Annotated in this window: 12 protein-coding genes and 1 tRNA gene; 5 read left to right on the top strand and 8 right to left on the bottom strand. The window is 46.2% G+C overall.

What is annotated here, in order from left to right:
• Nucleotides 1-107: 107 nt before the first annotated feature.
• From rpmF to pdxA, 3 genes are all read right to left on the bottom strand, one after another.
• A complete protein-coding gene (gene rpmF, locus EOO50_RS08285) occupies nucleotides 108-302 on the bottom strand; it encodes a 50S ribosomal protein L32 (protein ID WP_290839184.1) in 195 nt (64 codons plus the stop codon).
• Nucleotides 303-311: 9 nt separating this feature from the next.
• Nucleotides 312-854: a DUF177 domain-containing protein gene (locus EOO50_RS08280; RefSeq protein WP_290839183.1), complete on the bottom strand. Its 543-nt coding sequence runs from the start codon at nucleotides 852-854 to the stop codon at nucleotides 312-314.
• Nucleotides 855-919: 65 nt separating this feature from the next.
• The gene (pdxA, locus tag EOO50_RS08275) at nucleotides 920-1,987 is read right to left on the bottom strand and encodes a 4-hydroxythreonine-4-phosphate dehydrogenase PdxA (RefSeq protein WP_290839182.1); all 1,068 of its coding nucleotides are present in this window, start codon (nucleotides 1,985-1,987) and stop codon (nucleotides 920-922) included.
• Between the two features lie 56 nt (nucleotides 1,988-2,043).
• Between pdxA and EOO50_RS08270 the strand changes: the two genes are divergently transcribed.
• Nucleotides 2,044-2,634 (top strand): riboflavin synthase, encoded by a 591-nt coding sequence (locus EOO50_RS08270; protein ID WP_290839180.1) that lies wholly within the window; start codon nucleotides 2,044-2,046, stop codon nucleotides 2,632-2,634.
• A 21-nt stretch (nucleotides 2,635-2,655) separates the two neighbouring features.
• On the opposite strand, the gene EOO50_RS17705 is transcribed toward EOO50_RS08270, so the two are convergent.
• Complete coding sequence (locus EOO50_RS17705; RefSeq protein WP_363331728.1) at nucleotides 2,656-2,730, bottom strand: hypothetical protein; 75 nt, start codon at nucleotides 2,728-2,730, stop codon at nucleotides 2,656-2,658.
• Nucleotides 2,731-2,746: 16 nt separating this feature from the next.
• Between EOO50_RS17705 and EOO50_RS08265 the strand changes: the two genes are divergently transcribed.
• From EOO50_RS08265 to EOO50_RS08255, 3 genes are all read left to right on the top strand, one after another.
• On the top strand, nucleotides 2,747-2,944 hold the full coding sequence (locus EOO50_RS08265) for a hypothetical protein (protein WP_290839179.1): 198 nt from the start codon (nucleotides 2,747-2,749) through the stop codon (nucleotides 2,942-2,944).
• Nucleotides 2,945-3,232: 288 nt separating this feature from the next.
• Nucleotides 3,233-4,489 (top strand): putative DNA modification/repair radical SAM protein, encoded by a 1,257-nt coding sequence (locus EOO50_RS08260; RefSeq protein ID WP_290839178.1) that lies wholly within the window; start codon nucleotides 3,233-3,235, stop codon nucleotides 4,487-4,489.
• 57 nt (nucleotides 4,490-4,546) lie between these two features.
• Nucleotides 4,547-5,320, top strand: coding sequence for a TIGR03915 family putative DNA repair protein (locus EOO50_RS08255; RefSeq protein WP_290839177.1), 774 nt, complete (start codon nucleotides 4,547-4,549; stop codon nucleotides 5,318-5,320).
• On the opposite strand, the gene EOO50_RS08250 is transcribed toward EOO50_RS08255, so the two are convergent.
• From EOO50_RS08250 to EOO50_RS08240, 3 genes are all read right to left on the bottom strand, one after another.
• Nucleotides 5,321-5,722 (bottom strand): hypothetical protein, encoded by a 402-nt coding sequence (locus EOO50_RS08250; protein WP_290839176.1) that lies wholly within the window; start codon nucleotides 5,720-5,722, stop codon nucleotides 5,321-5,323.
• An 80-nt stretch (nucleotides 5,723-5,802) separates the two neighbouring features.
• Nucleotides 5,803-8,274: an AsmA-like C-terminal region-containing protein gene (locus EOO50_RS08245; protein WP_290839175.1), complete on the bottom strand. Its 2,472-nt coding sequence runs from the start codon at nucleotides 8,272-8,274 to the stop codon at nucleotides 5,803-5,805.
• A gap of 71 nt (nucleotides 8,275-8,345) precedes the next feature.
• Nucleotides 8,346-11,396 (bottom strand): T9SS type B sorting domain-containing protein, encoded by a 3,051-nt coding sequence (locus EOO50_RS08240; protein WP_290839174.1) that lies wholly within the window; start codon nucleotides 11,394-11,396, stop codon nucleotides 8,346-8,348.
• A gap of 338 nt (nucleotides 11,397-11,734) precedes the next feature.
• On the opposite strand from EOO50_RS08240, the gene EOO50_RS08235 reads away from it, so the two are divergent.
• Nucleotides 11,735-12,541: a hypothetical protein gene (locus EOO50_RS08235; RefSeq protein ID WP_290839173.1), complete on the top strand. Its 807-nt coding sequence runs from the start codon at nucleotides 11,735-11,737 to the stop codon at nucleotides 12,539-12,541.
• Nucleotides 12,542-12,810: 269 nt separating this feature from the next.
• On the opposite strand, the gene EOO50_RS08230 is transcribed toward EOO50_RS08235, so the two are convergent.
• A tRNA-Ile gene (locus EOO50_RS08230) sits at nucleotides 12,811-12,884 on the bottom strand.
• Nucleotides 12,885-13,062: the final 178 nt, after the last annotated feature.

The raw sequence follows: 13,062 nt of genomic DNA, 5'->3' as shown, positions 1-13,062 counted from the left end.
AAAATCGGAACGCAACGGCTTGCGAAATCGTTATTTCCGATTAAAATTCAGGGTAACAAAAAAAACTCCCACAAGGTGAGAGTTCATTTGTATTGAATTACAACGTATTAAGCAACAGCTTCAGCCTTGTCGATGACAACCTGGCCTCGGTAGTACATTTTACCTTCATGCCAGTAGGCTCTGTGGTACAAATGCGCTTCTCCTGTAATAGGGCAAGTTGCGATCGTAGCTACGGTTGCTTTATAGTGTGTTCTTCTCTTGTCTCTTCTGGTCTTGGAAACCTTTCTCTTAGGATGTGCCATTTTATTCTTTTATTTATCTAACAGTGACTTTAATTTATCCCAACGCGGGTCGGTATTTTCTTCTTTTTTGTCTTCCTTGACTTCTTTGTGGGCTACTTTTAGCTCGTTCAATCGATCGAGTGCTTCCGATTTCAAAGTGCCGTCCTTTATTCCGGGATGCACTCTTTTGATTGGAACCGACAACGCGATCATCTCATACACATACTGTGAAATATCGATCTGATGCTCGCCATGCGGCAAAATCAAAAGCTCTTCGTTGTCGTTGTTGAACGAATCCCCAAACTGCACGATCAGTTTCATTTTGCCTTTGATCGCAAGGTCGAACATCTCGCCTGTCGTATCGCAAGGTACGTGAACCGTGCCTTTGTGCTTGAAATGAAGTTCGAGCATCGTGCTCTTTTTCTCGAAAACCACGTTTACCGTGATGTCGCAACTTTCAAACTCGTCGTAACCAAATTGGTCAAAGAACTTTTTATCAATCTGATATTCAAATTGGTGTTTTCCTAATTTTAATCCCGCGAACGAAATCAAAAACTCATTCAGCTGTTTCATCGTCACACAATTTGCCCCGTATTTCGGGTGGGCAAAGATAAAAAATATTTACAATAACAAAAGGCTTAATGCCCTTTTTTTGATTCAAGGCTTTTTTCCTTGATTTTCAGCGGGTTTTTGGCTATTTCACTATACTCATTTCTCGAATGAAAAATGTCTATTGCGAGATATACCGCTTCGCTGAAAGAGCTGTGGTCGGCAATTCCCTTACCGGCGATGTCGTAGGCCGTGCCGTGGTCGGGCGACGTCCTGATCTTATCGAGTCCGGCAGTGAAATTTACCCCTTTTCCAAAAGCCAACGTCTTGAACGGCACCAATCCCTGATCGTGATAGGCGGCGATTACGGCGTCGAACTTCTCATATTGACCGCTCCCGAAGAAACCGTCGGCGGGATACGGCCCGAAAACCATGGTTCCCGATTCGAACATTTTTTTGATTACGGGTTTCAGGATTGCATCGTCTTCTTTGCCGATGACGCCATTGTCGCCCGCATGCGGATTGAGTCCGAGCACGGCGATCTTTGGCTTGTTGATGCTGAAATCGCGCGTCAATGTCAATTTTATCGTTTCGATTTTTCGTCGGACCAATGCTTCGGTCAAATGCGACGCGACGTCGGTCACCGGAACATGGTCGGTCAACAAACCAACGCGCAAATCATCCTTGACCATCAACATCAACGCGTCTCCGGGCAATTCCTTATCGAGATAATCCGTATGCCCCGGAAATTTAAATTCGTCCGATTGTATGTTGTATTTATTTATCGGAGCCGTGACCAGAACATCGATCGTGCCTTCTTTCAAAGCCGCAACGGCCGCCGTGAACGATTTGATCGCATAACTCCCGATCTGTTCATCATTTACCCCGAAATTCACGTCGACAGGTTCGCGCCACACGTTGAGCACGTTGATTTTCCCGGTGACGAGTTGGTCGATCGAATCGATTCCGTGCAGCATCGATTGCGATTCGAACGTCTTCTTCACGAACGACAAAATCTTCACGTTCGCGAAAATCACGGGCGTGCACAACTCAAGCATTCGCGAATCTTCGAAGGTTTTGAGTACGACTTCACTGCCGATGCCGTTCAAGTCGCCTATCGATATTCCTACGATTATGTTTTCTGCTTTTTTGGTCATGCCCTAAACGGTATTTATTCCTTAATTTTGTACGCAAATTTAGCAAATAAAAACCAATGTTTACGGGAATCATAGAAACGCTCGGCACGGTCCGAAATATTGTACGCGAAGGCGAAAATTTAAATGTGACGATCGGCTCCCCGATCGCCGCTGAACTCAAGATCGACCAAAGTGTTTCGCACAACGGAATATGCCTTACGGTGGTTGCGATCGATGGAGACGAATACACGGTTACCGCCATTCACGAGACTATCCTTAAAACCAATATCGGCGAATGGAAGATGTTCGACGAAATCAATCTGGAACGCGGCATGAAGCTGGGCGATCGCCTCGACGGACATATCGTCCAAGGTCACGTCGACCAGACTGCATCATGCAAGTCGATTCGCGAAGACGACGGAAGCTGGTACTACACATTTCAATACGATACCCAAACCAGCAACATCACAATTGAGAAAGGTTCCATTACCGTGAACGGCGTGAGCTTGACGGTCGTGGATTCAAAAGACGGTGAATTTAGCGTCGCAATCATACCGTATACGTTCGAACATACGAATTTCAGCGAGTTCAACGTAGGCACAAAAGTCAACCTCGAGTTCGACGTCGTAGGCAAATACGTCGCCCGATTATACGGAATGCGTCAATAGAAGAAAATGAAAAAGCCCTGATTATCTCGGGGCTTTTCTATATTTAGATTGGTATATCTTGTAGATTCCAAGGCCAGCGGCAGCAACAATAAGCATTAGAATACCACTATCTATGGGAAGTCCGGGCGGAACCGGATCCGGAGATGGAGGTGGCGGATTGTTTGGCGCAGCAAGCGATATGCCACCGACAAAAGCGGCTGCAAGTGACGCCGCGGCCACGAAGGTTATTGTTAAAACTGCTTTTGGGACAAATTTCATAGGCCGTAAAAGTAAAGAAAAAATCTATTTAGCAAAATTTTTCGGCAAATAAATTAATTTTTTAAACAAATCCCAACATTAATCTACCAAACCCGATTTAAATCGACGTATTTAACATTAAGTTGTCATAAAATCAACAATTGCAAAATTTAGCGGTTGCAAATGTACAACTTATGATGTAACAGTTTGCATTTTGATTTACTATTAACGTATAAACCTGCAATTTAGTTTCATTACACCTTCAAATAAAACCGAATTGTAACTTTAAGAGTAGCAATTTTAACTATTGTTTTAAAAACGATTGCTGTGGTTTACCGTATTTTTATTAAAATGCCCCCAAATGTCCGATAGAATCCGAGAAAAACTTTCAATATTGGCAGACGCCGCCAAATACGACGTTTCCTGCTCATCGAGCGGCGGAAATAGAAAAAACAACAACAAAGGTCTCGGCGACAGCAGCGCTTCAGGAATCTGTCACACGTATACGGAAGACGGACGCTGCGTATCACTTCTTAAAATTTTACTTACGAATCATTGCATTTACGATTGCGCGTTCTGTGTTTCCCGAAAAAGCAACGACGTAAAACGTGCGGCGTTCACTGTAGAAGAGGTTGTCGAGCTCACGATGAATTTTTACCGACGCAACTATATTGAAGGACTTTTCCTAAGTTCCGGTATCTTTAAGAGCGCCGATTTCACGATGGAACGCCTCGTTCGCATTGTAAAGTTGCTCCGCATCGAGCATAAATTCAACGGTTACATCCATTTAAAGACGATCCCGGGCGCGAGTCCTGAATTATTGACCGAGGCCGGATTATACGCCGACCGCATGAGCATCAACCTCGAAATGCCGACCGAAGCCGGACTGAAACTGCTCGCCCCTGAAAAATCGCACGACGATGTCAAGAAACCTCTTGGGTTCATCCAGAACAGCATCGCGCATTACAAAGACGAACGCAAAACGATAACGCGCGCGCCAAAATTCGTTCCCGCCGGACAAAGCACCCAAATGGTGATCGGCGCAACGCCCGAAACCGACATGGAAATCATGTACAGCGCCAACGAATATTACAAGAATTTCGATTTGAAACGCGTGTATTATTCGGGTTACATCCCGATAAGTTATGACGAACGCATGCCGATGATCGGAAGCCAGCCGCCGCTTCTTCGCGAAAACCGGCTGTACCAAACCGATTGGCTCATGCGATTCTACGGTTTCGACGTGCACGAAATTCTCAATGCCAAAAATCCGCATCTCGACGTCGACATAGACCCTAAACTGAGTTGGGCGTTGCGCAACATGGAAAATTTTCCAGTTGACGTGAATACCGCCGACTACAAAATGATCTTACGCATTCCGGGAATCGGAGTCGGTTCGGCCAAAAAAATCGTGCAGGCAAGAAAATTCGGACGATTGCGATCGGATCAATTGCAGAAGTTCGGAATCGCATGGAACCGCGCCAAGCATTTTTTGAGATGCGCCGACAGTCTGTACCAGCTCAACACACCCGATGCTTTTCACGTGAAGAGTCGGATCTTGGCTGAGAGCAACAGCAAATATTTAAAGGTTCCGCAGAACCAACTCACACTATTTTAAATGTTTAGGGTTTAAGGTTTCGAGTTTAACACTAAACCTAAACAAAAAAAACAAAATTTGACAACCTATATTTTTGACGGCTCGTTCGAAGGCTTACTGACGTCGATTTTCGATTTTTATGAATTAAAACCGAAGTCCGTCCAGCTCGTTTGTCGCGCATATCATCAACCCGGATTGCTTGAGGAAACGCACGAGGTCATTTCAGACGAAGCGAAAGCGAAACGCGTTTGGGACGGTCTCAAGAAAAAACTTTCGTTCGACTGGCAGCAACGATTCTACAAAACCTATTTGTCGGAACTGCCTGAGAGCTTCTCGCACCTGTTCGAATTCGCGCGTTACATTTTCGACAATCCCGCGGGAGCCGAAAAAAATTACGGTCACGAATCGGTGATCGCGATTTCCAAAATGGATCGCAGCGTGAACCGCGAACGCCATCGCATGAAAGCATTCATCCGTTTCCAAGAAACCGCCGACGGCATTTTTTACGCTCCGATAGAACCCGATTACAACGTCCTGCCGCTCATCGCCTCTTTCTTCAAAAGCCGTTACGCCGACCAGAAATGGATCATCTATGACCTGAAACGCAAATACGGTTTGTATTATGATCTCGAGAAAGTCGAGGAAATCACGTTCGATTTCGTGTCGGAAATAAATAGCGGACAACCGTATTTACCCGTTGATTCGCTCGATAAAAAAGAAGAACTATACGGACTTTTGTGGAACGATTACTTCAAAAGCACGAATATCCCGGCGCGCAAGAACATGAAACTCCATATTCAGCACGTCCCGAAACGATACTGGAAATATTTGACCGAAAAGCGACCGCAATGATCACGGATCCTTCACCGTAAATACGACCTCATCCTCGAGTTTGTACTCTCCTTTTTTATAGATTTCTCCCGTCGACAGGATAATCTCGTACGTATAGATCGCTTTCAGCAGCAGAAACAGACACTCCTTTCCATTTTTCTGGACGACGACTTCCTTTGTAATCAGGTTCTCATCCTGATCATATCCGACGAGTCGAAACGTGATTTTCTGCAGCATCCGATTCTTCACGCAGACACTTTCAACAGTCGTTTTTGAACTCTTTTTCGTGTCGTCGGAACGCGCGGCTTTCAGGATGCTCAAACCGCCGAGCAAGATCTCGCCTCCGCGCATGACTTTGTCGACATCAGATTGGGAAAAAAGTTGAAATGGGATCGCGAGCGCGAGCAGTAGCAGTGTTTTCATGACATTCAGGATTTTGGCGTGTATTCCATAAAGATACTTCCACGGACCGAATCACTGGTACATAAAACATGTAATCAATGTTAATTCGTCTCTTCCTGACTGTTTTTTCCGGTAAGGCCGATCTTGATTTTGCCGGTTTCGGCGTCGTCGCTCGCCAGCAAATGAAGTACGATTCCGCGGTGGCGGCGTCTTTCGAGTTCTTCCTTGTCAGTTATGTCCTCATCACGTTTTGGATTCCGCAACGGCACGTCGATCTTAAGGTTCGTGCCTTTCCCGAACGAATAAACGCCCGCCAAATCCATATTAAGCACGTTTGAATTGATTTTCATGGGCGCGACGGTGACTTTCTCGCCTTTCACCTCGAACGCTCCGTTAAGGTCGGCGAATGTGATGTTCTTGACGTCGCGTCGTCGGAACGCGATCTTGCCCACGGTTTGTATCGGTTCGAAATTCACGAGGCTTCCATTCTTCAACGTAAACGACGCCTTTCCGTCCATCGAATTTTTTTGCAGACGATTATCGGGCGTGATGCGTCCGCCGAGGTTCGCCTGAAGCGAAAGTTTGCCCGAAATGTTGTCGCTTTTCAACGTTTCCATCCCGAAATTCTCGAATGCGTTGAAAAACTTTCGGACGTCGACCGATTCCACGAACGCCTGAAACGAATACGCGCTGTTTCCGGCCGAACCGCGCCTGAGATCGCCACTGAATCGAATGCGCCCGCCCGCGTGGTTCAAACCCGTATTCCGGATCGTCACGGTTTCGTCAGAGAAAGCGACGATCGCGGTCGTATTCGTGGCAAGGAATTTCTTGTAATACAACTTATCGATTTTCATCGCCATGCGGACTTGGCTTTTCTCGAAAAGTTCGGTGAGCTCCGATGTGAAATTCCCTGTTTTCTTGTTGTTCTTCGTCGCTGCTTTCTGTCGATTCCCGACGTAACCCAAAAATTCCCCGAGATGCAATTGCTTACTGTAAACGTTCCAATTGAGTACGATTTTCTCGGGCGCGCTATAATATAGATTGAGGAAATTCAAGACTTTCCCGTCCATCAAAACTTCGCTCTTCGCGGTTTTCACCTTTATGTTTCGGATAAACAGATCCTTGTCGTCGAAATCGAGGTTTACCGAAACGTCGTTGACCTGCAAATTGCGTTGCGGATACGCGATATCGGCTTTTTCGATCGCGACTTTACCGATGATCTTTGGCTTCGTGAGTTGATAATTGACGACATCGGCCGTAAAATCGACTTCGATATTCGCCTTTCCTTTTTTGAACTCAAGCAGATCCTTGTCGACCAAACCGTTAAGACGCGACATGTCGAACGCCGACGAAAATTTGCCGCGGGCGATCGGATCGTCGAGGTTTACGATGGACGCGATCGCCATCCTGAACGGAACGGTTCCGTATTCGCCCGTCAAATTCCGAAGCAAAATCACCGAATTTGGGTCGCTGAATTCCTTTTTCTTGTCGTAATTGTTCGCGAACGTGCCGTCAAAATTGCATTTGTCGACGTTGCCGCCCGGAGTCGTGAGCGTGTTGTTCCTGATTTTCGCCTCGACATAAATCAACGGATCGCCCATCGAATCGAAATCGCCTTCGAGATCGCAGCGCACGCTGATTGGTTTCTCGAGATCGAACATATCGAGCTTCTCGCGAATGTTGTCGGCGAGCAAAGCCGATGTGTCGCGCCATCTGATCGACTTGTTTTTGATGTGGATCGCGAACAACGACGACGTTTCCCCGAAATTGAATTCGGCGGCGAGCGTGAAATTTTCCTTTCCGATGTTAAGCGGTTGTTCCGCGAATACGAGCTTTCCGTTTCCGTCGGCCGAAATATCGAAGGTTCCCGTAATTTTCTGATTTTTTATGAAACTGCCGCGTTTGGTGTTGAACGACAGGCTGCGCGCCATGATGTCGATGTCGGTTTCGCACTTCCAGCCGTCGCCTTCCGGTTCCATGCGTCCGTCGATTTGGTTGATCTCGAAATCGTGGAGTTTGTTCGCCTTGTCGTTTCGGACGGTGAATTTCACGTTCTCAAGTTGGAATTTATTGCATTCCATCGCGGTCGAACTTCCTGAGGATTTCTTGTCGGACTTCTTGAAAACGGCTGTGTTCGAATAACCGTCGGGCGCGACATATAATATTACCGAAGCGTCGCTGATGGAAATCTTCTTGATCTCGATGGTTTGCCGCAACAGCGCGAGGATATTGACCGTGATGTCGATCTGGGACGCGCGCAGCAATTCGTATTTGTGTTGGTCGAATTTATTGTCGCGCAGCGAAACGTCTTCCAACCGTAGCGAAACCCTTGGGAAATTGCTGAAAAACTCGGGCTTCATGTCTTTGATGACAAGTTTTCCATCGAGATCTTCGTTGAGCTTTGCCGTGACTTTCGCGAGCACTTCCTTTTTATTGTTCTGGATGTAGATCGATACCGAAACGATTCCGATGAGCAACAAAAGCACTAGCGAACCCAACGAAATCAACGTGATTTTGAGCCATCGGCGTTTGCGTGAAAGTTTTGGTTTTTTGTTCGGTTCGGCTGTCTCCATATTTAAAAATAGAGCTAAGGCCCGAATAATGTGCGTAATGTAATGTTAAATTAGGAAGCGGCCGCGAAACTTTATCGTTTCAGGCTGAAATGCCCGCGGTATTCCCTGCCGTTTTGCCTCTTGGCGACGAACCAATAATCGGTTGACGGAAGTTGTTTGCCGTTGTAGGTTCCGTCCCAGCCTTTGTCGTTGGCGTGGATCGACGTCACGATTTTCCCGTATCGATCAAAAATCAAGACTTCAAGATCAGGCTCCGATTGGGACGCCTTGATTTGCCAGTAATCGTTTTGTGCATCTCCGTTTGGCGTAAAGAATTTCGGATACATGAGCAGATAAACCGTGTCGGTCACAAGCCCGCAACCGTTGGCATCGTTCACATAAACCGTGTATTCGCCAGGAATGAGCCCTGAAAATTCGTTGCTCGTTTGATAGTTGAAACCGTCAAGCGAATATTCGTAATCGCCGTCTCCGGTTACAAAAATTGAGATCGTGTTGTGGTTGTCGGTCCAATCGTGGATGTCGATTCCCGTAAACGTCGCGACGTTCGAATTCTCGACTTCAATCGTCGCCGATGTCTCGCAGGTCACTGTCGAATAGACAAACCCAGTCGTCACCGTATACGTATCGGGCTGTGAAACGATGATGTCGCTCGTGGTTTCTCCAGTCGACCATAAATACGTATCGAATCCCGCGGGCGCGCTCAACGTCATGCTCGTCCCTTCGCACAACGGCAGAACCGACGGCAAATCGAGTTCGGGTTTCGGGACCGCGTTGATCGTAAACGACGTCGTGTCGAAACAAGTGCGATTCGATTTGTTCGTCACGCGCACGTAAATGGTTTGCGGATTTATCGAATTCGTGTAATTGGCGGGCAAATAGCTCGTGTCCAAAATGGCTTCCTGTGACGTGAGATGATACGTGACGTCAAAATTGGCCGACGATTGGCCCAACAGCGCCGCAACATTCTGGGACGTGAGATCAAACGTTTCCTCGCCGTCATTTCCTTCGTCGCAGATTTCAAGTATCGGCAACGGATTCGCGACGGGAAGTTGGCTTACCGTGATTTGGAATTGCGTCGTTTCGAAACAATCGGGCATCGCATTATTCTGGATGCGGACGAAAATTGTTTGGGGATTCGTCGTATTTTGATAGTTCAACGCCAACGCGTTCGAATTCAGGTCGGCTTCCGCTTGCGACGGATGGAACGAAACCGAATACGCCGCGGCATTCTGTGTACCGAGGACTTCGATGATTTTACTTTGGAGGTCGAAAATCTCAAGCCCATCGTTACTCGAATCGTCGCAAATCAAGTAAGCTGTGGGCGTATTTGCGATTGGCTGACGATATACGTTGACCATAAACGACGCGATGTCGTAACACGCCGGATTTCCCGTATTGAATACTTTTACGAATATTTCAGTCGCGCCGACGGGGAAAGTCGCCATCGTAGCAAGCGGATTCGTGTTCGACGTCGCATCTTGCATCGAGGCGAAATACGCGACATCGAACGTTCCGGTTTGAGCGCCGATTGCGGTAGTGCCGGCATTGAGCAAACTGACCGACGCCGTCGCATTGGCCGAACAAACGTCCCTGTCCGGAATCGCATTGGCAACGGGAACTTCGTAAATCATCACTTCCCTGCTCGCGCTGCTTACATCGGTCGGCGTTGTTGCGGTGAGCGTGACGTTGTACAGTCCGGGCGAAGCGTAGGTGTGCATCGGATTGAAGTCGGTCGAGGTAAATCCATCGCCGAAATCCCAGAAAACCGACACCACGTTCTGCGTATTGGTGATCTCGAAAGCGGTTTGAGCGCCCAGACAAAAATACTGCATCGTGAACGCCGCGTTAAAGAACGAGGTGATGAACGGCGGAAGTCCCAACGTGCTGAACCTGCCCGACGAAAGCGTTTGCCCTATAGGATCATAGTTGCAAGCGACGCCTAAAGCCTCGGGATTATTGATTACGCCCAACGAGGTTTGGTTCGGTATGGCGCAGTAAATCTTCCCGTTCGGAGCGAGCTGCAACGCGTAAAGGTTCACGAAATCTTCAAACACTTTCACTTGCGACGCAGCGACGTCGGCGGCTTCGAGATCGTATTGGGCAAGCGCCATCGAACTGTCGAATTGGTTTCTGTAGGTCGCGTACAATTTCTTTGAATCCGATGAAAATTCGATGCCGTAAGGCGAAACGTTGCTGACTACCGGAACTTCGCTTGAAATAATTCCCGTGTTTAGGTCAAAATCGTAAAGCCGAACCATTCCCGTTCCAAAACTTGTCCCTCCGGCAACAGTTCCGGCTTCTTCATGCGCGATGGCGATTTTAGTCCCGTCGGGCGAGGCTTTCAGGTATCCGATAGAATTTCGGCGATAACCCGAAGTCGGTATAAGCGGGCCGATTTGACTGACCACAGGAGTTGAGACAACACCCGAGGCCGTTATCCTGAACGCATAAAATTTGTCAAGGAAATGTGTAATGACCCAATATTCGTTCGCGACAAAATTCCGGACCGCGGTGATTTTCTCTGAACATTTGAATTTAATTTCTTCACCCGACGGATTCAAATCGTAGGTAATCAAGTGCGTAATGGTCGTGGATATATCGCCTACACTGCCATTCGATCCCGTGAGGCTGAGATCTACTTCGGTGTAATTGAAACCGTTATTGCGCCCGTCGTCGGCAGTTGGGATTACGCCGCCCTCAGGGTTGTATGGCCCTGGAAAAGCATTCGGATAGGTCGTGGCGTTGAGATGATGCGGCTCGTCGACCGTAAAAATGTAATAAACATCGGGGTTTCCGGGCTTGGGAACGATGATTCCCGATTGCGTACTCGACGGATCGCCGTACAAGCCTGTGCCCGAGAAGTAATCGCCGTTCGGCATGATGATGTGGTTCCGGTCCCAGACGGTTCGACCATCAGTGTAGAAAAGAAGGTTTCCGTTGAAGTCGGCAATCGTGCTGCAGCCTTCGTTGGTGTTGATCTGGCCGTTGGAAAGCGGCGTCACGCTGCCGTCGGTGTTGAATTTCAACCCCGCGAACGCCCCAAAATACCAAACACTCGCCTCCTGTTGTGAAAAGGCAAAAAAAGATAGGAAAAACAGTAGGAGCGTAAAATTCTTTCTCATGGCAAGCGTAATTCTTTGACTAAGATAGTATTTGAATCAATTGGGTAAAATAAATTTCGATGAGTTGTTTGAAAAACGAGGTGATTTGTAAACGGACTCGCGCATTGGGATGAAAAATTTCGATTACGGCATCGCGAGTGTGATGAGAAAATTGGAGACAATAAAAAACCGCAAATTCGGGTTGTTATTGTATCTTCTGCTGGATGAATTATTTTTGAACTGAAGAGCGGGTTTGAATTTATTTCCGACATTTCTCACTGTTTTTGATTTTAACTCCGGTTGAGAAAATACCTTGAGAAAAACACATAAATCGCCTCGTTATTTTTAAATAAAATTCCATGATAAAAGCATATTTCGCCCTCATCCTGTTTACTGCGGCTTATAGTCAATCGAATTCTATTTCAGTGGAAACTAACATACCATTTCACCCCGGTAGCAACCTAACTTACAATTTTGACGAAGCTGGTCGTCTCTTGAGTATGGTCAGGAACGATTTAAATAACGATCAACCTGGCAGCTCAATTTTTGTTTATACTGATAATTTGCTGACACAAATTATAATAAACGATTATCCAAAGTCTGGCGAGATTATAACTTACGACTTTTTATATGATGAAAAAAAAAGGTTTACCGCCCAAAAATCATCAAAGGAGATAGACACCATTAAATTTTATTATGATGATAAGAATAGGTTGATTTCCGTTGAGAATTACCGTGGATGCGACATTCAAAATAAATATGGGGCCGAATCCGGTCTTATTGATGAAAAGATTTCAAAAGTCATCAATCCTGAATTGTCTGGATATTATGATATCACAAGATACCATTATGAGCCTGACAAAATCACGGAGGAAAAAACCTTTTATAATCCTTATTGTGAACGAAAGCCGACGGTGACAATAAAAGAGTTCAAGAACAAAAACGTATCAAAAAAGACTTTTTACGACCAAGGTAATCCAGGTCAACTAACCAGAGTTACCGAATATCAATATTCAAAATCGGGATTTTTAAAAAAAATTATTGATGATAACGACATCTCCGAAAAATTTGAGGTCAAGTGCCAAAATTGCAAGGTTTCACCAGAGGTCGTAAAGAAAATTAATCTTATTCTATTAGGCGACTTTGAATCGATGAATTGGTATTGAGGGGGAAAACGAAAGACCATTTTTTACTGACACCAAATTGCTCTGACTCTTAAAAATTACTGCTTAGAACACAAACAAAATGGTGGGAACTTTCAGTAATCGGCTTTCTTTCTATATCGCGACCTCAACAACGTGATAAGCGACGTGAAGCTGAGATTTGAGAAACGCCTCATTAACGATTATTTTTTTGACGAGCCGCCCCTTTTGCCAGAATGGCCAGAGCGAGTCACGACAAAGCACAAAAAAACCCCTTATTTCTAAGAGGTTTGTGGTCCCACTTGGGCTCGAACCAAGGACAACCTGATTATGAGTCAGGGACTCTAACCAACTGAGCTATAGGACCAGGTTAGGAGCGCAATATTACTACTATTTTTTAAGCGTTGCAAGAGATTTTCGTTGATTTTGGGTGTCCGCTTTCGAATTGGAATTTCCGCCAGACCTCATATGTTTTGAAAACCTTCGAGGTCTAAAAGTAAGAATCACGCAATCAAAAAATTACACATTTCAAACCAAAATTCACA

The organism is Flavobacterium sp., assembly GCF_004211145.1.
Taxonomy (GTDB): domain Bacteria; phylum Bacteroidota; class Bacteroidia; order Flavobacteriales; family Flavobacteriaceae; genus Flavobacterium.
This window is presented reverse-complemented; position numbering and strand designations above follow the sequence as displayed.

Excerpts from the sequence above, each read along its gene's own strand:
- EOO50_RS08240 (WP_290839174.1), bottom strand. The coding sequence starts at position 11,396 with ATGAGAAAGAATTTTACGCTCCTACTGTTTTTCCTATCTTTTTTTGCC.
- EOO50_RS08280 (WP_290839183.1), bottom strand. The coding sequence starts at position 854 with ATGAAACAGCTGAATGAGTTTTTGATTTCGTTCGCGGGATTAAAATTA.
- EOO50_RS08250 (WP_290839176.1), bottom strand. The coding sequence starts at position 5,722 with ATGAAAACACTGCTACTGCTCGCGCTCGCGATCCCATTTCAACTTTTT.
- EOO50_RS08270 (WP_290839180.1), top strand. The coding sequence starts at position 2,044 with ATGTTTACGGGAATCATAGAAACGCTCGGCACGGTCCGAAATATTGTA.
- EOO50_RS08235 (WP_290839173.1), top strand. The coding sequence starts at position 11,735 with ATGATAAAAGCATATTTCGCCCTCATCCTGTTTACTGCGGCTTATAGT.
- EOO50_RS08265 (WP_290839179.1), top strand. The coding sequence starts at position 2,747 with ATGGGAAGTCCGGGCGGAACCGGATCCGGAGATGGAGGTGGCGGATTG.
- EOO50_RS08245 (WP_290839175.1), bottom strand. The coding sequence starts at position 8,274 with ATGGAGACAGCCGAACCGAACAAAAAACCAAAACTTTCACGCAAACGC.
- rpmF (WP_290839184.1), bottom strand. The coding sequence starts at position 302 with ATGGCACATCCTAAGAGAAAGGTTTCCAAGACCAGAAGAGACAAGAGA.
- pdxA (WP_290839182.1), bottom strand. The coding sequence starts at position 1,987 with ATGACCAAAAAAGCAGAAAACATAATCGTAGGAATATCGATAGGCGAC.
- EOO50_RS08260 (WP_290839178.1), top strand. The coding sequence starts at position 3,233 with ATGTCCGATAGAATCCGAGAAAAACTTTCAATATTGGCAGACGCCGCC.